The sequence below is a fragment of the Streptomyces sp. NPDC040622 genome (assembly GCF_055593965.1).
This window is the reverse complement of record NZ_JBVIXD010000005.1, coordinates 252059-272094: the sequence shown is the minus strand read 5'-3', so window position 1 is coordinate 272094 and position 20036 is coordinate 252059. Positions and strand designations below refer to the sequence as shown.

Below are 20036 nucleotides of genomic sequence, written 5' to 3'. Positions count from 1 at the left end.
CGACGCGGACGACCTGGCGGGACCGCCAGCACCCCCGGCCCCCGCCGGACCTCCCGACTCTTCTGCCGCTGTCAGCCCTCCCGCCCCCGCCCCCGCTTGGCCCGGTGCCCAGGTCGGGCCGACCGGTTCCCTCGGCGGAGAGCGCGCCCCGGACGGTCGCGGCGACGCGGACGACCTCGCGGGATCACCCGTACCCCCCGTTCCCGCCGCGCCTCCCAAGTCCCGCGCCCCCGCCGGCCCGCCCACCTTCACCGCCCCCGCACCCTGGGCGCCCCCGACCACCACGCCTACCGGCCCAGTGACCTTCCCCGCCGGGTCCTCGGGGGGTCGGGAGCGTGGTGGGTATTCGGATGCGTCGACCGAGGAGCCGCGTGGTGCCGAGGCCGTGTCCAGGGGGCCCGGTGCGGCCGGGGAGGGCCGTGCCGACGATGTGGTCGGCGGGGCGGGGGAGAGGGGTGAGGCCGGCGTCGCCTTCGTGGGGGACGGGCCGCCGACCTATGAGGCGGAGCCCACCGTGTTGCCGGTCGCCGATCCGGACGACCTCGGGGACCTCGTCGCCGACACCGTGCTCGACGGCGCGCGGTACGGGAGCATGACGCTGCGCGCGGCCTCCGTGCGCGGGGACTCCCCCCGGTACCGGGGCGAGCCGCGCCGCGACGCCCTGCTCACCGCCCGCTTCGGCACCGGCGAGAACGCGCTCGTGCTGGTCGCCATGGCCACCGGCGCCCGCGCCACCCCCGGCGCCCACCGCGCCGCCGCCGAGGCCTGCGAGTGGATCGGCGGTGCCGTGGGACGCAGCCACCTGCGGCTCGCGGAGGACATCAGGGCCGCCCGGCGCGGCCACCTGAAGTCGGGCCTGCACCGCCTCACCGACCGCAGCCTCGGCAAGCTCCGCGGCCACGCCGCCGACCTCGGCCTTGCACCGGAGGAGTACGCGGCGTCGCTGCGCTGCCTGCTGCTGCCCGCCGACCCCCAGTGCCGCACGCGGGTCTTCTTCGGCGTGGGCGGCGGCGGTCTGTTCCGGCTGAGGAACGGCGAGTGGCAGGACATCGAGCCGCGCGTCGCGGACGCCACCGGCGACGCCGTGGTCGGGTTCGGCTCGCTGCCCGCCCAGGCCCCCGAGGGCGACCACCTCACCATGGACCTCGGCATCAGCACCCCGCCGAGCCCCTACGAACCGGCACCGGAACCGCCCCGCGAGCCCTTCCGGTTCCGCGCCTCGGTCGCCCGCCCGGGTGACGCGCTCGTGCTGTGCAGCGGCGGCCTCGCCGAACCCCTGCGCGGCGAGCCCGGGCTGGCCGAACACCTCACCCGCAGATGGGAGAAGAGCGGTCCGCCGGGGCTCGCCGCGTTCCTCGCGGACATCCAGGTGAGGGTCAAGGGGTACGCCGACGACCGGACGGCGGCCGCGGTCTGGGAGGCATGACGGCCGTACCTGTGAATTCATGGTCCCGAGGAATGACCGATCGGGAGTACGAGTGAAACCCGGGTCCACGGGTCACACGGGGTGAGCCACGGTTCACCAGCGTCGAGAGGTGCGTACAGCATGGCCAAGCAGAACGTCGCCGAACAGTTCGTCGACATCCTCGTCCGTGCGGGCGTGAAGCGCCTGTACGGAGTCGTCGGCGACAGTCTCAACCCGGTCGTCGACGCCATCCGCCGCACCAAGGAGATCGACTGGATCCAGGTGCGGCACGAGGAGACCGCCGCCTTCGCGGCCGGCGCGGAGGCCCAGATCACCGGCAACCTCGCCGCCTGCGCGGGCTCCTGCGGCCCGGGCAACCTGCACCTGATCAACGGCCTGTACGACGCGCACCGCTCGATGGCCCCGGTCCTCGCCCTCGCCGCCCAGATCCCCTCCAGCGAGATCGGCCTCGGGTACTTCCAGGAGACCCATCCGGACCAGCTGTTCCGCGAGTGCAGTCACTACAGCGAGTTGATCTCCACCCCGAAGCAGATGCCCCGGCTGCTGCAGACCGCCATCCAGAACGCCGTCGGGCAGAGCGGTGTGGCCGTCGTGTCGCTGCCCGGCGACATCGCGGGCGAGGCCGCCCCGGAGAAGGCCGCCGAGACCGCCCTCGTCACCTCCCGGCCCTCCGTACGGCCGGGCGACGCGGAGATCGAGCAGCTCGCCGCGATGATCGACGAGGCGGACCGGATCACCCTCTTCTGCGGCAGCGGCACGGCGGGCGCGCACGCCGAGGTGATGGAGTTCGCCGAGAAGATCAAGTCCCCGGTGGGCCACGCCCTGCGCGGCAAGGAGTGGATCCAGTACGACAACCCGTACGACGTGGGCATGAGCGGCCTGCTGGGCTACGGCGCGGCGTACGAGGCCACGCACGAGTGCGACCTGCTGATCCTGCTCGGCACGGACTTCCCGTACAACGCCTTCCTGCCCGACGACGTCAAGATCGCGCAGGTCGACGTGCGCCCCGAACACCTCGGCCGGCGCTCGAAGCTGGACCTCGCGGTCTGGGGCGACGTGCGCGAGACCCTGCGCTGTCTGACCCCGCGCGTCTCGCCGAAGTCGAACCGCAAGTTCCTCGACAAGATGCTGAAGAAGCACGCGGACGCCCTGGAGGGCGTCGTCAAGGCGTACACCCGCAAGGTCGAGAAGCACGTCCCGATCCACCCCGAGTACGTCGCCTCGGTGCTCGACGACCTCGCCGCGGACGACGCGGTGTTCACCGTCGACACCGGCATGTGCAACGTGTGGGCGGCCCGCTACCTCACCCCGAACGGCAAGCGCCGCATCATCGGCTCGTTCAGCCACGGCTCGATGGCGAACGCCCTGCCGCAGGCGATCGGCGCCCAGTTCGTCGACCGCGAGCGGCAGGTCGTCTCGATGTCGGGCGACGGCGGCTTCTCGATGCTGATGGGCGACTTCCTCACCCTCGTCCAGCACGACCTGCCGGTGAAGGTCGTGCTGTTCAACAACTCCTCGCTGGGCATGGTGGAGCTGGAGATGCTGGTGGCCGGGCTGCCGAACTACGGCACGGCGAACCACAACCCGGACTTCGCCGCCGTCGCCCGCGCCGCCGGGGCCTACGGCGTGCGCGTGGAGAAGCCCAAGCAGCTCGCGGGCGCCCTCAAGGACGCCTTCGCGCACAAGGGCCCCGCCCTCGTCGACATCGTCACCGACCCGAACGCCCTCTCCATCCCGCCCAAGATCAGCTCGGAGATGGTGACCGGCTTCGCCCTCTCCGCCAGCAAGATCGTCCTGGACGGCGGGGTGGGCCGGATGGTGCAGATGGCCCGGTCGAACCTGCGGAACGTGCCGAGGCCGTGACACCGACCCCGGCACCCGTTCGGTCCCCCGCTCCGGTCAGGCGGGCCGCAGCCGCAGCGTGAGGATCTGGAACGGCCGCAGCGCGAGGGCGAGCCCCGCCTCGCTCGTGCTCGCCTCGTGCAGCGGCCGTTCCAGCAGGTCCGCCACCTCCGCGCGGGCCACAGGGAACGACGTGCCGAGCGTGGCCGCCGCCCGGCCGCCGCGCGATTCGTAGAGTCGTACGACGACGTCACCGCTGTGGTCGTCGGCGAGCTTGACCGACTCCACGGTGACCGCCGGGTGGTCGACGCTCACCAGTGACGGCAGGACGGGCGCGTCGGCGACCCGCAGCGGCAGGTTGAGCGAGAGCCCTTCCGCGACCGCGTCGCCGATCTCCGCCCCCGGCAGCAGGGAGTACGTGAAGCGGTGCGTGCCCTGGTCCGTCTCCGGGTCGGGGCTGTGCGGGGCGCGCAGCAGGGTCAGGCGCACGGTCGTGCCGAGCGTGCCGTCGTGCTCCGTGCGCGTCACGTCGTGGCCGTACGTGGAGTCGTTGAGGAGTGCGACGCCGTACCCCTCCTCGGCCACCCGCAGCCAGCGGTGCGCACAGATCTCGTAACGGGCCGCGTCCCACCCGGTGTTGGCGTGCGTGGGCCGGTGCACATGGCCGAACTGGATCTCGGCGGCGGACCGTTCGGCGTGCACGTCCAGCGGGAAGGCGGCCTTGAGGACCTTCTCCGACTCGCGCCAGTCGACGTCCGTGACGATGTCCAGGCGCCGGCTGCCCGCCGCCAGGCGGATCTCCTGCGTGATCCGGGACTTCCCGAAGGCCCGCACCACCCGCACCGCTACCCGCAGCGGCCCGTCCTCGACGAGCTCGACGGACTCGGCGTCGGTGAGGTCGGTGTGCCGGTGCCGGTAGTGCCGGTCGAGGTCCCAGGCGTCGTAGTGCGTGGGGTGGTCGGGGTGCAGCTGGAGGAGGTTGGCGGGGCCCGCGAGGGCTTCGCGGCCCGCGTCCAGGTCCCGTACGGCGGACAGCAGCCCGGCGCTGTCGACGGTCACGCTCAGGTGCTCGTTGGTGAGCAGGATCGTGTCGCCGGTGGTGTGCGCGACCGCGCCTCCCCCGGCGCCGCCCGGTGAGGCGTCCAGGCTCCGCGTGCCGAGCGCGGGGACGTCCACGCGCGCCAGGGTGCCGTCCTCCTGCTCGACGACCTCGCTGCGGGCGTACGGCGAGGCGTTCAGCACCGCGGGGCCGCCCGCGCCGAGGGAGCGGACCGCGGACGCGGTGACCTCGTCGAGCTCGGCCAGGACCCGCTCGTACGTCTCGCGGGCCTCCCGGTGCACCCAGGCGATCGACGAGCCCGGCAGGATGTCGTGGAACTGGTGCAGCAGGACCGTCTTCCACAGCCGGTCGAGCGTGTCGTAGGGGTAGACGTACGCGGGGTCGCGCACCGCCGCGGCCGTGCACCACAACTCCGCCTCGCGCAAGGCATGTTCACTGCGACGATTGCCACGCTTGGTCGCCGCCTGGGTCGTGTACGTAGCACGGTGGAGCTCCAGGTACAGCTCCCCGGACCAGACAGGTGCCTGCGCGCCGTACTCCTCCTCGGCCGCCGCGAAGAAGGCGGACGGGCGCTCGATCTCGACGCGCGGCGAGCCCTCCAGGGAGCGCAGTCGCCGGGCCCGCTCCATCATCTCGCGGGTGGGCCCGCCCCCGCCGTCGCCCCAGCCGAACGGCACCAGGGAGCGGGAGGCGCGGCCCTTGTCGGCGAAGTTCCGCTCCGCGTGGGCCAGTTCGGCGCCGTGGAACTGCGAGTTGTAGGTGTCCACGGGCGGGAAGTGGGTGAAGACCCGGGTGCCGTCGATGCCCTCCCACCAGAAGGTGTGGTGCGGCATCTTGTTGGTCTGGTTCCAGCTCAGCTTCTGCGTGAGGAACCAGCGGATGCCCGCGAGCTTCGCCAGCTGCGGGAAGGCGGCGGTGTATCCGAAGGAGTCCGGCAGCCAGATCTCCTCCGTCTCGACACCGAGCTCCTCGCGGAAGAACCGCCTGCCGTGCGTGATCTGCCGCGCGAGCGCCTCGCCGCCCGGCATGTTGGCGTCCGACTCGACCCACATCGACCCGACCGGGGCCCACGTGCCGTCCGCCACCGCCTTCTTGATGCGCTCCCAGATGTGCGGCTGGTGCTCCTTGACCCAGGCGTACTGCTGGGCCTGCGAACAGGCGAAGACCAGCTCCGGATACTCCTCGGCCAGCGCCGTCACATTGGCAAAGGTCCGCGAAGCCTTGCGCACCGTCTCGCGCAGGGGCCACAGCCATGCCGAGTCGATGTGCGCGTGACCGGCCGCCGACACGCGGTGGGCGCTCGCGTGCGCGGGCTTGGCCAGCACGTCGGCGAGTTCCGCGCGCGCCGCGGCCGCCGTGCCGGACACGTCGTGCAGATCGAGGGTGTCGAGCATGTCCTCCAGGGCCCGCAGGATCTCGTGGCGACGCGGACGGTCGGCGTCCAGTTCGCGCATCAGCTCGGAGAGGACCTCGATGTCGAGGGTCAGCTGCCACACGTCCTCGTCGAGTACGGCGAGATCGGCAGACACGAATCGGTAGATCGGGCTATTGCCTGCGGTCAGTACGTCGCCGAGGGGGGTCGGCACGAAGTCGTGCAGGACGGCGGGATTGGCCGCCGCCTCCAGGAGCAGGTGCACCGGTTCGCCGCCCGCGGCGGGGGAGGCCACCGGAATATGCCGATTGCGCGGGTGAACTCCCTTGAGGGGAACGCCCGCCGCGTCGTAGACCAGACCCTCCGCCTGGAAGCCGGGACCCTCACCGGTGAACCCCGGATCGATCACCACCTCGACCCGGCTGCCCCGCCACTCCTCGGGCACCTGCCCTTGAATCCGGAACCAGCTGGTCGACCAGGGATTTCCCCACTCCGTGCCGGTCTCGAAGGGCTCGTACGCCGCTTCGAGCGCGGTCCCGACGGGCACCGGCTCGCCCGGCGCGTGCCAGACGGAGAGGGTCAGCGGCGTGCGCCGCGCGTACTGGGCGGGGCGGATGAACTGGCGCAGCGCCCGTTCCAGGCGGCCTTCCACCAGCAGTCTGTCGTCGTGCACTCGGGCTCCTAGGAACGTTCGGCGGTGGGGTCCACCGCTTCACTTCCCCCCATCCCCGCGGCGCACCCCCGTCATTGGTTGACGATTCGACAGGCGTGCCTCCACGGGCCCGGGGCATGCATTCCGTGAAGTTGTTCGAGCAAGGAGGCACAGACATCGCTTTGTGGGCGGGGGTCATGACGAGCCAGTCACGAGGGGGCGGCCCCGGGGGAATGGGGGCCACCTCGCCGAACGTACGGGACGAGAGGACCGGCGCGGCGCCGGACGGGCCCGACACGGGCCGGCTCGCGCGCAAGCTGGGCAGAGCGGATCTGCGGGCGGTGTCCGACGTCAGGAGGGCCCTGCGGGAACTCCTGCGGCACTGGGGGAAGCCGGGACGCGCCGAGACCGCCGAACTCCTCACCAGCGAACTGGTCACCAACGCACTGGTGCACACCGATCACGAGGCCTTCGTCACGGCGGTGGTGGGCCCGCGCGGTCTGCGCGTCGAGGTCAGGGACTTCGTCGCGGGCCGGCCCGAGCCGCGCGTACCGAACGCCGACGACGGTACGAACGGGCGGGGCCTGGTCCTCGTGCAGTCCCTCGCGGACGCGTGGGGCGTACGGGCGCACGGGGTGGGGAAGGCGGTGTGGTTCGAGCTGGACGACGGCGGCACGGCGTGTGCCCTGCCGCCGCCGCCCGACGTGTGACGTCGGGTCACCTCGCAGACGTGTGGCCGGTTCCCGGCGCGGTCAGCCGAACTGCTGTTCCAGGTCCTTGAGCTTCTGCTCCAGCGAGTCGAGCCGGGGCAGTGCCTGGGTGTCGTCCTCGGCCGTCAGGTCGACGGTGACGGGGGCGACCGGCGGGGAGCCGTCAGGGCCGTTCTTCACGGCCTGGAGGGAGGGACGGGAGCGTACCGGCAGCTGCTCCTGCGCCGCTATAGCAGGGTCCGCGCCGACCTGCGCGGACCCGGCGGCCGGTGCGACGGCCTGCATGTCCACCTGGCGGCCGCCACCGCGGCCCTGCCAGTTCCGGTGTCCCCGGCTGAGCGCCTTGAGCTGCGCCCGCTCCAGCTTCTCCTGCTCGCGCCTGCGCAGCCGGGTGCGTTCCTTCTCACGGCGGTCCTCCCTGACCTCCTCGACGGCCTCGTCCAGGGAACGCACGCCTTCGAGAAGCATCAGCGACCAGGCACCGTAGGTCTCCCTGGGCGCCCGCAACCACCGCACGATACGGATCTGCGGCAGCGGCCTGGGCACCAGGCCCTGCTCGCGCAGCGCCGCCCGGCGTGTCTGCTTCAGCGCGCGGTCGAAGAGCACCGCCGCCGAGAGCGACATCCCGGAGAAGAACTGCGGAGCGCCCGCGTGTCCCAGCCCCCGTGGCGCGTGCACCCAGTTGAACCAGGCGGCGGCACCCGCGAACGTCCACACGAGGAGGCGCGAGCCGAGGGCCGCGTCGCCGTGGCTGGCCTCGCGCACGGCGAGGACGGAGCAGAACATCGCCGCACCGTCGAGGCCGAACGGGACCAGGTACTCCCAGCCGCCGGAGAGGCTGAGGTTCTGCCGGCCGAAGCCGACCAGGCCGTGGAAGGAGAGGGCGGCGGCGACCGCCGCGCAGCAGAACAGCAGTACGTAGGAGGCGGTGCCGTAGACGGCTTCCTTGCGTCTGCGGCGCTCCTCGCTGCGCTCCCACGAGTCGTCGCCCGCGGCTCCCTTCGCCTTGTCGTGGCCTCGCTTGCCGCGCGCGAGCACCGCCACCGCCACCAGCATGCCCAGGAGCAGGACGCCGCCGGGGAGCAGCCAGTCCAGCGATATGTCGGTCAGTCTCATCTGGGGTCCCTTGCATCGCGGTAGGGCGTATCGGGCGCCATATTGACCCAATTCCGATGACCCTCAGGGGGTTTCGGGGCAAGAGAACGCCAAGAGGGGTGCAAGGGGGCACGCACGGCGTACTTTTGCTCGAACTCGCGGCGGGACGTTGGTTGTTGAGTTCGATTAAACGTGCGCGAAAGAGTGGTTCGGGCGAACGGGGGCCCGGGGCGGCCCGGTTGAAGGCCCGCACGGCGCGTGCGGGCGTCCGGGACTCAGCTCGCCGCGGCGGTCTCGCTCAGCCGCGCGACGCGCTCCGCGTCGCAGGTGCGCGGGCAGGTGACGCAGGGGTCGTCGGGGCGCAACGTGTAGAACATGCAGCAGCTCGCCCGGTCGCGGGTCGGCAGCTTCTCGCCGCCGGGACCCGTCAGCTCCCGGAAGCCCGCCGTGCCGACGTACGGCTTGGTGGCGCCGGGCAGCAGCCGCTCCAGCTCCGTCATCGCGCGCTGCTCCTCGCCCAGGAGGTGCGCCACGTACCAGAGGCCCTCGACGATCTCGTCGGTGGCGACGCTCCACAGGGCGCGCGAGCGGCGCCGCATCCGGGGCCCGAAGCCGTCCAGGAGCGGCCCGAGGTGCTCGGCGACCGAGGCGCGCACCTCCGCGCGCAGCGCCTCCTCGTCCGGCACGACGCGGGCGCCGGGCAGGGTCGCTGCCGGGTCGCCGGGGAGGCAGGCGAACCCGTCCGGGCGTACCGCCAGACGGCCCAGCGTGCGCTGGAAGGACACGTTGGCGACCGGGAAGCGGGGGACACGGCGGTGCAGGAACCACGGGACCGTGATGAGCAGGGTGGCCGGCCAGGCGTAGCGGTGCAGCCCGAAGCTGGCCACCACGTCGGGGCGTGCCTGGACGGCGTAGTCCTTCAGCACCTGCGCGTTGTCCCAGGCGAGAAACGCTTCGAGGTCGGCCCCGCCCTCCGCGAGCCGGGCGGCGGTGACCCAGCCGCCGCCCTGTGGGGCCTGTTCCTCGGGGCCGAGCTCGGTGACGCGCAGTCCCGTGTACACCTCGTGGAGGCGGGCATAGGAGTCCGCTACGGCACTGGGGGCGCCCTGGGCGGGTGCGGCCAAGGTGGGGACGGACATGCGAGGACCACCGAATCGCGATCGATAGCAGGTTAGCCTTACCTTACCCGACGTGATCGAGGTTTCAACTCGGGTCCTGTCCGCCTATGGTGCCTCTCGTACCTTTCATCGGCAGGCAGCAGCAGGGCGGACGTCGTGGAGCAGACCGGAGCGCGCGCGGGCGACCCCCTCGCCGGGGCGCCGCGCGTCCGGGTGCCGGAGCAGGCGGGGGCGGAGCACCGCACCCCGCACCGCACCGTCCGGCGCAGCTCCGTGCGCGGACAGATACTCGACGCGCTGCGCGCCGCCCTCGTCGGCGGCGAGCTCACGCCCGGCGAGGTGTACTCGGCGCCGGCCCTCGGCGAGCGCTTCGGCGTCTCCGCGACGCCCGTGCGCGAGGCGATGCAGCAGCTGGCCGTCGAGGGCGCCGTGGAGGTCGTCCCCAACCGAGGCTTCCGGGTCACCGAGCGCAGCACCCGCGAGCTGGCCGAGCTGGCCGAGGTGCGGGCCCTGATCGAGGTGCCGGTGATGCTGCGGCTCGCCCGAACGGTGCCCGCGGAGAGCTGGGCCGGGCTGCGGCCGCTGGCCGAGGCGACCGCGACGGCGGCGGCGGGCGGTGACCTCGCCCACTACGCCGAGTCGGACCGGGCCTTCCACGGCGCGCTGCTCGCGCTCTCCGGCAACCGGCAGCTGGTGCAGATCGCCGACGACCTGCACCGCCGCTCGCAGTGGCCCCTGGTGAGCGGCCCCGTCGCGAGCCGCCGGGCCGACCTGCTGGCGGACGCGGCCGAGCACATGACCCTCATCGACGCACTGATCGCCCAGGACCTGGGCGTGGTCGCGTCGCTGGTGGGGGAGCACTTCACGGGCTCCGGGGGCTGAGCGCCCCGGAGCCCGTGGCGTTCGGCACGTCCTAGACCGCGGCGGCCGGCGGCGTCAGGTGCTGGGCCAGCCAGGACGGTACGCCGCCCAGGAGGCGGAAGAGGCGGGTGGCCTCGGCGCGCAGCCGGGTGGCCTCGGGCTCGGGCTCCGCCTCCGCCAGCGCGGCGAGCGCGGGGGCCGTGCCGACCAGGTAGCCGAGCTCCTCGCGGATGCGCAGGGACTCGGTGAAACCGTGCCGGGCCTCGGCTAACTCCCCGTCCCGCAGGGCGAGTCCGGCGAGGTGGCGCCAGGTGAAGGAGAGCAGCAGCGAGTCGGAGTGCGCCGTGGCGCCCGCGTGCGCCCTGCGGTACGCGGCCTTCGCGGACTGCGGCGAGTCCGCGATGTGCTCCGCGATCAGGCCCCTGCGGAAGTCGAGCAGCGGCCGGCCGGGAGCGTTCGGGGCGAGCAGCGCCGCCGCCCTGCCGAGCGCCGTACGCGCCTCGTCGGCCCGGTCCCGTACGTTCAACACCGTAGAGGCGTACGCCAGTTGGCCCCGCTCGCAGGCCGCCGCGCCCCGGTCGTCGTCGTCCTCGGCGAGCGCCTCCGCGGTCCGCAGCCCGTCCTCGGCCTCGCCCCAGCCGTCCCCGGTGAACAGGCACCGCTCGACCAGGAGCGCCGTCCTTTGAAGTGCCGCCGCCGCCCCGGCCCGTGAGGCGAGCAGCGCCGCAGCGTCGGTCCAGCAGCCGCGCGAGCGCAGCCGCCATACCGCGGTCTGGAGTGGATCGTGCTCTGCAGTCGTTCCGGTACCAGACATGGCGGTATGCGCCACGTTGCCCTCCCCGAGCACACCATTGAGCTGTTGAGTCGTGGGCGAATCTCAGCATGGATCGCGGCGCCGGGCCAAGAGGCTGGGTGAAAGAATTCACAAAGGGCGGGCAAGGAAGACGGCGCGAGCCGGCCGGCGGCACCCCGCCCCCGGTCGGCCCCGTGGTGGATTCCCTCAGCTCATGCGCAGCGCGAGGAAGAAATCGAGCTTGTCCTCCAGGCGCGAGAGGTCACGACCCGTCAACTGCTCGATACGGCCCACCCGGTAGCGCAGCGTGTTGACGTGGAGGTGCAGCCGCGAGGCGCAGCGCGTCCAGGAACCGTCGCAGTCGAGGAACGCCTCCAGCGTCGGGATGAGCTCGGCGCGGTGGCGCTGGTCGTACTCCCGCAGCGGGTCCAGGAGCCGCGCGGTGAACGCCCGGCGCACGTCGTCCGGCACGAACGGCAGCAGCAGGACGTGCGAGGCCAGCTCCTGGTGTCCCGCCGCGCAGACCCGGCCGGGGCGGGCGGCGGCGACCCGGCGGGCGTGCCGGGCCTCCTCCAGCGCGCCGCGCAGGCCCTCCGCCGAGTGCACGGAGGCGCTGACGCCGAGGGTGAGCCGCCCGTCGTCCGAGAGGCCCGCCGAGAGCGGGTCGTGGACGGAGGCGAGCAGCGAGTCGGCGAGCAGGCCCGTCTCCGAGCCGTCGTGCTCGCTGGAGACGGCGGGCAGCGGCACGAGCGCGATCGCCTCGTCGCCGGTGTGCGCGACCGCGATCCGGTCGGAGGGCTCGGGGCCCGCCGACAGCGGGTCGACGAGGATCTCCTCCAGGAGCGACTGGGCGACGGGGCCGCCGTCGATGTCCCCGCCCTCCCACTCCACGCGGGCCACCACGACCTGCCAGTGCGGGGCCGCGCCCAGACCGGGCAGCAGCACCGGGGCCGCGACCCGCAGCCTGGCCGCGATCTCCGCGGGGGCCGCGCCGGTCTGCACCAGTTCGAGGACCTCCTGGGCGAGACGGCGGCGCACCGTGCGGGCCGCGTCGCGCCGGTCGCGCTCGACCGCGATCAGCTGGGTCACGCCCTGCAGCAGGTCGAGGCGCTCCTCGGGCCAGTCGCCCGCGTCCGCCTCCACGGCGAGCACCCAGTCGGAGAGCACGGACTCGCGCACGTCGCGCGAGGCGCCGGCCGCTCCGCGCCCACTGGTCCGAACGGGGAACAGCGAGTACGTGACCGCGTCCACCGTCACCCGGTGCGGCCCGCGCCGCCCGGTGCGGACGGCCGCGAGATGCTCCCCGGCCAGCCGCGCGCACAGGGACGCGGGCAGGCTGTTCCCGGCGGCGCTCGACCCGGCGATCACCCGCCCGGCGGGCGAGAGCACCCAGGCCCGCAGGTCCAGGTCGGTGCCGAGGAGGTCGAGGACGACGTCGGGGCCGCCGCCCGCGGGGCCCGACGTCATCAGGCGGCGGTGCCGGTCGACCACGGCCGCCAGGTCCCCTGCGCGCTCGCCGGAGACCTGGCGCACGACGTGCTCGGTGATCGTGGCGAAGGCCACCGACTCGTTGACCGCGAAGAGCGGCAGGCGGTGGCGTGCGCAGGCCTCGACGATGTCGTCGGGAATGTCCCCGAGCTCGGCCTCCCCGGCGGCCAGGGCCGCGACCCCGGCGCTCGCGAGGAGCCGTACGAAGGGTTCCGTGTCCGAGGCGTCGCGGCGCCAGGCGAGACCGGTGAGGACCAGCTCGCCGCCCGCCAGGTAACGGCTGGGGTCCCGCAGGTCCGTGGTCATCACACCGCGCACGGTGCGGTCCAGCTCGTCCTCGCCGCCGAGCAGCCGCAGGCCCAGCGCGTCGGTGTCCAGGAGTGCGCGCAGCCGCATGGGGTCGTCGCCGCCGATCTGTCTCGAATGGTGTGTACAAACATGTGCGCTCTGTAGCGCCGGGGCCCTGTTCCGCCGGGAGTCCGGGGTTTCCGGGGGGAAGCCGCGAGGTTACTGGGGCCCGTTCTTCATACGAATCTACAAGACGCGCGCCTTGGCCAGCCAACTCCTTCATGGTTTCGGTGACTGACCCCATCGGACGAGCGAGCGGTGTACTTGGCCCACTCCGCGTTAACAGCACATGAACGAGCAGTCGAGGGACCAATGGCCCGAGTGGCTTAAACGGAATCCCCTGGTCCCTTGAAGCGAACGACCCTCGATACGAAGAAGAGAGCCTCATGGACTTCCTTCGCCCCGCCAGCTGGGAGGAGGCGCTCGCCGCCAAGGCCGAGCACCCCACGGCTGTGCCGATTGCGGGTGGCACCGACGTGATGGTCGAGATCAACTTCGACCACCGGCGTCCCGAGTACCTGCTTGACCTCAACCGCGTCGTCGAGCTGCGGGAGTGGGAGGTGGGCGAGGAGACGGTCCGGCTCGGTGCCTCGGTCCCGTACACCCAGATCATGGAGGAGCTGCGCACGGAGCTCCCCGGTCTCGCGCTCGCCTCGCACACGGTCGCCTCCCCGCAGATCCGCAACCGCGGCGGCGTCGGCGGCAACCTGGGCACGGCCTCCCCGGCCGGCGACGCCCACCCGGCCCTGCTCGCCGCCGATTGCGAGGTCGAGGTGGAGTCTGTGCGGGGCTCCCGCCTGATCCCGATCGACGCGTTCTACACCGGTGTGAAGCGCAACGCCCTCGCCGAGGACGAGCTGATCAAGTCCGTCCACATCAAGAAGGCGGACGGCCCGCAGCAGTACTCCAAGGTCGGCACCCGCAACGCCATGGTCATCGCGGTGTGCGCCTTCGGTATCGCGCTGCACCCCGAGACCCGCACCGTGCGCACCGGCATCGGCTCCGCCGCCCCGACGCCCATCCGGGCGAAGGCGGCCGAGGAGTTCCTGAACGCGGCGCTCGAAGAGGGCGGCTTCTGGGAGAGCGGGAAGATCATCACCCCCTCGATCGCCAAGCAGTTCGCGGAGCTCGCCTCGGGCGCCGCCAACCCGATCGACGACGTGCGCGGCACCGCGAGCTACCGCCGCCACGCCGTCGGGATCATGGCCCGCCGCACGCTCGGCTGGACCTGGGAGTCGTACCGCGGCAACGGCCGCAGCACTGAGGGAGTCGCATAATGCGCGTGAACTTCACGGTCAACGGCCGTCAGCAGGAAGCGGACGACGTGTGGGAGGGCGAGTCCCTTCTCTACGTGCTGCGCGAGCGCATGGGCCTGCCGGGCTCCAAGAACGCCTGCGAGCAGGGTGAGTGCGGTTCCTGCACCGTCCGCCTCGACGGCGTGCCGGTCTGTTCGTGTCTGGTCGCGGCCGGCCAGGTGGAGGGCCGCGACGTCACCACCGTCGAGGGCCTCGCCGACTACGCCAAGCACCGGGAGGACGCCCACCCCGGCGGCGGCTGCGCCTCCGGCGCGTGCGGCACCTCGCTCCAGGAAGCCCAGCAGTGGCAGGCGCGTCCGGCCGGCGGGGCCACGGACTCACAGACGGGCGAGGGCGGCGAACTCTCCCCGATCCAGCAGGCGTTCATCGACGCGGGCGCCGTCCAGTGCGGCTTCTGCACCCCCGGTCTGCTCGTCGCGGCCGACGAGATGCTGGAGCGCAACCCGCAGCCGTCCGACGCGGACATCCGCGAGGCGCTCTCCGGCAACCTCTGCCGCTGCACCGGCTACGAGAAGATCCTGGACGCGGTGCGGCTTGCGGCGGCCCGCCAGGATCGTCAGGGACTCCAGAAGGGTGCGGTCTGACCATGGGATCCACACGTACGACCGGCGTACCCACCAAGATCACCCAGGGTTCGCAGACCAAGGGCGGCATCGGCGAGTCGACGCTGCGGCCCGACGGCACCCTGAAGGTCACCGGCGAGTTCGCGTACTCCTCGGACATGTGGCACGAGGACATGCTGTGGGGCCAGACGCTGCGCTCCACCGTCGCGCACGCCGAGATCGTCTCCATCGACACCTCGGAGGCGCTCGCGCAGTCCGGCGTCTACGCCGTCCTGACCTACGACGACCTCCCGGCCGAGATGAAGCACTACGGCCTGGAGATCCAGGACACCCCGGTGCTCGCGCACAAGAAGGTCCGCCACCACGGTGAGCCGGTGGCCATCGTCGCCGCCGACCACCCGGAGACCGCGCGCCGCGCCGCCGCCAAGATCAAGATCGAGTACCGGGAACTGCCGGTCATCACCGACGAGGCGTCGGCGACCGCTCCCGACGCCGTCCTGGTCCACGAGGGCCGCGACGACCACCACATCGGCCACGTGCCGCACCCGAACATCGTGCACCGCCAGCCGATCGTGCGCGGCGACGCCGACGAGGCGGCCAAGAAGGCCGACTTCATCGTCAAGGGCGAGTACACCTTCGGCATGCAGGACCAGGCCTTCCTCGGCCCGGAGTCCGGCCTCGCGGTGCCCTCCGAGGACGGCGGCGTCGAGCTGTACGTCGCCACCCAGTGGCTGCACTCGGACCTCGGCCAGATCGCCCCCGTCCTCGGCCTGCCCGAGGACAAGGTGCGCATGACGCTCTCCGGCGTCGGCGGCGCCTTCGGCGGCCGCGAGGACATCTCGATGCAGATCCACGCCTGCCTCCTGGCGCTGCGCACCGGCAAGCCGGTCAAGATCGTCTACAACCGGTTCGAGTCCTTCTTCGGCCACGTGCACCGCCACCCGGCGAAGCTCTACTACGAGCACGGCGCCACCAAGGACGGCAAGCTCACCCACATGAAGTGCAAGATCGTCCTGGACGGCGGCGCGTACGCGTCGGCCTCCCCGGCGGTCGTGGGCAACGCCTCGTCCCTGTCGGTCGGCCCCTACGTGATCGACGACGTCGACATCGAGGCCATCGCCCTCTACTCGAACAACCCGCCCTGCGGCGCCATGCGCGGCTTCGGCGCCGTCCAGGCCTGCTTCGCCTACGAGGCCCAGATGGACAAGCTCGCCGACGAGGTGGGCATGGACCGGGTCGAGTTCCGGCAGCTCAACGCCATGGAGCAGGGCACGATCATGCCGACGGGCCAGCCCGTCGACTCGCCGGCCCCGGTCGCCGAGATCCTGCGGCGCATCAAGGCCCGCCCGCTGCCGCCCGAGCGCCAGTGGGAGTCGAGCGAGGGCGCCGACGTGCGCCAGCTGCCCGGCGGCCTCTCCAACACCACGCACGGCGAGGGCGTCGTCCGCGGTGTGGGCTACGCGGTCGGCATCAAGAACGTCGGCTTCTCCGAGGGCTTCGACGACTACTCCACCGCCAAGGTGCGCATGGAGGTCATCAACGGCGAGCCCGTGGCGACCGTGCACACGGCGATGGCCGAGGTCGGCCAGGGCGGTGTCACGGTGCACGCGCAGATCGCACGCACCGAGCTGGGCGTCACGCAGGTGACCATCCACCCGGCCGACACGCAGGTCGGCAGCGCGGGCTCGACGTCCGCGTCGCGCCAGACGTACGTCACCGGCGGCGCCGTGAAGAACTCCTGCGAGCTGGTCCGGGAGAAGGTCCTGGAGATCGGCCGCCGCAAGTTCGGCACCTACCACCCCGCGTGGGCCACCGCCGAGCTGCTGCTCGAGGGCGGCAAGGTCGTCACCGACGGCGGCGAGGTCCTCGGTGACCTGGTCGACGTCCTGGAGGGCGAGGCCGTGGAGATCGAGGCCGAGTGGCGCCACCGCCCCACCGAGGCCTTCGACCTCCGTACCGGCCAGGGCTTCGGCCACGTCCAGTACTCCTTCGCCGCGCACCGCGCGGTCGTGGAGGTCGACACCGAACTGGGCCTGGTCAAGGTCATCGAACTGGCCTGCGCCCAGGACGTCGGCAAGGCGCTCAACCCGCTGTCCGTGATCGGCCAGATCCAGGGTGGCACCACCCAGGGACTGGGCGTCGCGGTCATGGAGGAGATCATCGTCGACCCGAAGACCGCGAAGGTCAGGAACCCCTCCTTCACGGACTACCTGATCCCCACCATCCTCGACACGCCGACCATCCCGGTCGACGTGCTCGAACTCGCCGACGAGCACGCCCCGTACGGGCTCCGCGGCATCGGCGAGGCCCCGACCTTGTCGTCCACCCCCGCGGTCCTCGCGGCCATCAGGAACGCGACGGGTCTCGCGCTCGACAGGACGCCGGTCCGCCCCGAGCACCTGACCGGTACGTGATCCCTCACTGAGGGACCCGATCCCCCCCGCTCGGGGATCAGCACATGCTCTCCGGGCGGTGCGCGCCCACCAGGAACGTCACACTTCCGCCGCGCACACCGCCCGGAGCCCAGCTCCCCCTCTCCTCGAATGAGGGAGAGGTCGTTCGTCTCGGGCCGTCCCCCGGGTCGTGCAGCCAACGCACCATCCCAAATCCCGCAACTCCGCGGGTGCCCCTGTGAACCTTGGGAGTAGGCACCATGACCCAGTCGTCAGTGGAGCCGAAGACCACCGCAGAGGACGCGGGCCCCGGCTCGCGCGTCCCGGCCGGCAGGTCTTGGCTCGATCGGTACTTCCACATATCCCGGCGAGGATCGACGGTCGCGCGTGAGGTGCGCGGCGGTATCACCACCTTCATGGCGATGGCGTACATCGTCCTGCTCAACCCCCTGATCCTGTCCGGCAAGGACGTGGCGGGGGACATGATGGGCCAGAAGGCCCTGATCACCGCGACGGCGCTCGCCGCGGCGGTCACCACGCTCCTGATGGGCTTCGTCGGCAAGGTGCCGCTGGCCCTGGCCGCCGGACTCTCCGTGTCCGGTGTGATCTCCTCGCAGGTCGCACCCCAGATGACCTGGCCGCAGGCCATGGGCATGTGCGTGATGTACGGCGTGGTGATCATGCTCCTGGTGGTCACCGGGCTGCGCGAGATGATCATGAACGCGATTCCGCTCGCCCTCAAGCACGGCATCACCATGGGCATCGGGCTGTTCATCGCCATCATCGGCCTGGTCAAGGGCGGCTTCGTGCACCCCGGCAAGGCCACCGTGCTCAGTCTCGGCCCCACCGGTGAACTTCAGGGCTGGCCCGTCCTGATCTTCGCCTGCACCCTGCTCCTCATCTTCATGCTCCAGGCGCGCAACACCCCCGGCGCGATCCTGATCGGCATCATCACCGGCACCGTCGTGGCCGTCGTCCTGAACGCCCTCGACGTGATCGACCCCAAGCAGTGGGCGAACGGCGCCCCCGAACTGCATGGCAGCGCGGTCTCCTCACCGGACTTCTCGCTCATCGGCGACGTCGAGTTCGGCGGCTGGGGCGAGGTCGGCGCGATGACGGTCGGCATGATCGTCTTCACCCTCGTGCTGGCCGGCTTCTTCGACGCGATGGCCACCATCATCGGCGTCGGCACCGAGGCCAACCTCGCCGACGAGAAGGGCCGCATGCCCGGCCTGTCCAAGGCCCTCTTCATCGACGGCGCGGGCGGTGCCATCGGCGGCGTGGCGGGCGGCTCCGGCCAGACCGTCTTCGTCGAGTCCGCGACCGGCGTCGGCGAGGGTGCCCGCACGGGTCTCGCCTCGGTCGTCACCGGCCTGTTCTTCGCGGGCTGCCTCTTCTTCACGCCGCTCACCGCGATCGTGCCGCAGGAGGTCGCCTCCGCCGCGCTCGTCGTCATCGGAGCGATGATGATGATGAACGCCCGGCACGTCGACTGGGCCGACCGCGCCACCGCCATCCCGGTCTTCCTGACCGTGGTGCTCATGCCCTTCACGTACACCATCACCACCGGTGTCGCGGCGGGTGTCATCTCCTGGGTCGCCATCAAGATCGCCCAGGGCAAGGCCCGCGAGATCGGGGCCTTCATGTGGGGCCTGACGGTGATCTTCATCGTCTACTTCGCCCTCAACCCCATCGAAGGATGGCTGGGCGTCCACTGACGCCCGGGCCCTCCGCACATCCCGAGACCTTTCAGGAGGCCGACATGCTGGACATCGCCGACGAGCTGCACCGGTGGGTCGAGCAAGGACGTGACTTCGCCGTCGCCACCGTGGTGGCGGTCGGCGGGAGCGCGCCCCGGCAGCCGGGCGCCGCGCTCGCCGTCGACAGCGAGGGCATGGCGATCGGCTCGGTCTCGGGCGGGTGTGTGGAGGGCGCCGTCTACGAACTGTGCCAACAGGCACTCCAGGACGGCGAGACCGTCCTCGAACGCTTCGGCTACAGCGACGACGACGCCTTCGCCGTGGGTCTGACCTGCGGCGGCATCATCGACATCCTCGTCACCCCGGTCCGCGGCGACGCCGCGGCCAGGACGGTGTTCGCCGCCGCCCTGGCCGCCGCCTCACAGGGGGAGGCGGCGGCCGTCGCCCGCGTCACCTCCGGTCCCGCCGAGCTCCTCGGCCGCGCCCTGCTGGTCCGTGCCTCGGACCAGGACGGCGCGTACGAGGGCGGGTTCGGCGGCCACCCCGAGCTGGACCGCACGGTGGCGGGGGAGGCCCGCGCCCTGCTCGACGCGGGCCGCACCGCGACCGTGGAGATCGGTGCGGACGGCTCCCGGTGCGGCCGGCCGCTCGAGGTCCTCGTCGAGTCCAGCGTCCCGCCGCCCCGGATGATCGTGTTCGGCGCGATCGACTTCGCCTCGGCGCTGGTCCGCGTGGGCAAGTTCCTCGGCTACCACGTGACGGTGTGCGACGCCCGCCCCGTCTTCGCCACGCGCGTGCGCTTCCCGGACGCCGACGAGATCGTCGTCGAGTGGCCGCACCGCTACCTGGAGCGCACCGACGTCGACGCCCGCACCGTGCTGTGCGTCCTGACGCACGACGCCAAGTTCGACGTGCCGCTGCTGCACCTGGCGCTGCGGCTGCCCGTCGCCTACGTCGGCGCGATGGGTTCGCGCCGCACCCACAACGACCGCAACGCCCGGCTGCGCGAGGTCGGCGTCACCGATCTCGAACTGGCGCGCCTGCGCTCGCCCATCGGCCTCGACCTCGGCGCGCGCACGCCCGAGGAGACCGCCCTGTCGATCGCCGCGGAGATCGTCGCGGGCCGGCGCGGCGGCAGCGGGGTGTCCCTCACCGGAGCGCACACCCCCATCCACCACGACGGCGCGCGGCAGCCCGCGGGACGCATCGGTTCGGTCGCCTGAGCGGTGCTCGCGTGACACCGGTACGAGCCCGTCCGAGCTCTGCCGCAGCTCTTCCGTACCCCTCCCGCGCCCTTCG

Annotated in this window: 14 protein-coding genes; 9 read left to right on the top strand and 5 right to left on the bottom strand. The window is 72.2% G+C overall.

Features of this window, described 5'->3' with window-relative positions:
* Nucleotides 1-430 precede the first annotated feature (430 nt).
* Both ACZ592_RS16005 and ACZ592_RS16000 read left to right on the top strand, forming a co-directional pair.
* Entirely contained in the window at nt 431-1426 is a 996-nt protein-coding gene (locus ACZ592_RS16005) for a protein phosphatase 2C domain-containing protein (protein WP_471582459.1), read from the top strand.
* 120 nt (nt 1427-1546) lie between these two features.
* The gene (locus tag ACZ592_RS16000; RefSeq protein WP_471582148.1) at nt 1547-3289 is read left to right on the top strand and encodes a pyruvate dehydrogenase; all 1743 of its coding nucleotides are present in this window, start codon (nt 1547-1549) and stop codon (nt 3287-3289) included.
* 36 nt (nt 3290-3325) lie between these two features.
* Here the strand turns inward: ACZ592_RS16000 and ACZ592_RS15995 are convergent, their stop codons facing one another.
* Nucleotides 3326-6373, bottom strand: coding sequence for an alpha-mannosidase (locus ACZ592_RS15995; RefSeq protein WP_471582147.1), 3048 nt, complete (start codon nt 6371-6373; stop codon nt 3326-3328).
* 212 nt (nt 6374-6585) lie between these two features.
* Between ACZ592_RS15995 and ACZ592_RS15990 the strand changes: the two genes are divergently transcribed.
* Complete coding sequence (locus ACZ592_RS15990; RefSeq protein ID WP_471582146.1) at nt 6586-7062, top strand: ATP-binding protein; 477 nt, start codon at nt 6586-6588, stop codon at nt 7060-7062.
* A 42-nt stretch (nt 7063-7104) separates the two neighbouring features.
* Here ACZ592_RS15990 and ACZ592_RS15985 read toward each other — a convergent pair whose 3' ends face one another.
* The gene (locus ACZ592_RS15985) at nt 7105-8178 is read right to left on the bottom strand and encodes a DUF2637 domain-containing protein (protein ID WP_471582145.1); all 1074 of its coding nucleotides are present in this window, start codon (nt 8176-8178) and stop codon (nt 7105-7107) included.
* A 254-nt stretch (nt 8179-8432) separates the two neighbouring features.
* Nucleotides 8433-9296, bottom strand: a complete 864-nt coding sequence (locus ACZ592_RS15980) for a (2Fe-2S)-binding protein (protein ID WP_471582144.1) — start codon at nt 9294-9296, stop codon at nt 8433-8435.
* Between the two features lie 135 nt (nt 9297-9431).
* Between ACZ592_RS15980 and ACZ592_RS15975 the strand changes: the two genes are divergently transcribed.
* Nucleotides 9432-10157, top strand: a complete 726-nt coding sequence (locus ACZ592_RS15975; protein WP_471582143.1) for a GntR family transcriptional regulator — start codon at nt 9432-9434, stop codon at nt 10155-10157.
* 31 nt (nt 10158-10188) lie between these two features.
* Here the strand turns inward: ACZ592_RS15975 and ACZ592_RS15970 are convergent, their stop codons facing one another.
* Both ACZ592_RS15970 and ACZ592_RS15965 read right to left on the bottom strand, forming a co-directional pair.
* A complete protein-coding gene (locus ACZ592_RS15970; protein WP_471582142.1) occupies nt 10189-10950 on the bottom strand; it encodes a hypothetical protein in 762 nt (253 codons plus the stop codon).
* Between the two features lie 186 nt (nt 10951-11136).
* Nucleotides 11137-12813: a PucR family transcriptional regulator gene (locus tag ACZ592_RS15965; RefSeq protein ID WP_471582141.1), complete on the bottom strand. Its 1677-nt coding sequence runs from the start codon at nt 12811-12813 to the stop codon at nt 11137-11139.
* 338 nt (nt 12814-13151) lie between these two features.
* On the opposite strand from ACZ592_RS15965, the gene ACZ592_RS15960 reads away from it, so the two are divergent.
* The 5 genes from ACZ592_RS15960 to ACZ592_RS15940 all read left to right on the top strand — a co-directional run bounded on the left by ACZ592_RS15960 (nt 13152) and on the right by ACZ592_RS15940 (nt 19960).
* Nucleotides 13152-14042, top strand: coding sequence for an FAD binding domain-containing protein (locus ACZ592_RS15960; protein WP_471582140.1), 891 nt, complete (start codon nt 13152-13154; stop codon nt 14040-14042).
* Complete coding sequence (locus ACZ592_RS15955) at nt 14042-14665, top strand: (2Fe-2S)-binding protein (RefSeq protein WP_471582139.1); 624 nt, start codon at nt 14042-14044, stop codon at nt 14663-14665. Before ACZ592_RS15960 ends, ACZ592_RS15955 begins: the two co-directional genes overlap by 1 nt.
* 2 nt (nt 14666-14667) lie before the next feature.
* Nucleotides 14668-17058, top strand: a complete 2391-nt coding sequence (locus ACZ592_RS15950) for a xanthine dehydrogenase family protein molybdopterin-binding subunit (protein WP_471582138.1) — start codon at nt 14668-14670, stop codon at nt 17056-17058.
* Nucleotides 17059-17297: 239 nt separating this feature from the next.
* Nucleotides 17298-18755 carry an NCS2 family permease gene (locus ACZ592_RS15945; protein WP_471582137.1) on the top strand — a complete coding sequence of 486 codons (1458 nt, stop codon included), beginning with the start codon at nt 17298-17300 and terminating at the stop codon, nt 18753-18755.
* Between the two features lie 44 nt (nt 18756-18799).
* On the top strand, nt 18800-19960 hold the full coding sequence (locus ACZ592_RS15940; protein WP_471582136.1) for an XdhC family protein: 1161 nt from the start codon (nt 18800-18802) through the stop codon (nt 19958-19960).
* The last annotated feature ends 76 nt before the right edge of the window (nt 19961-20036 follow it).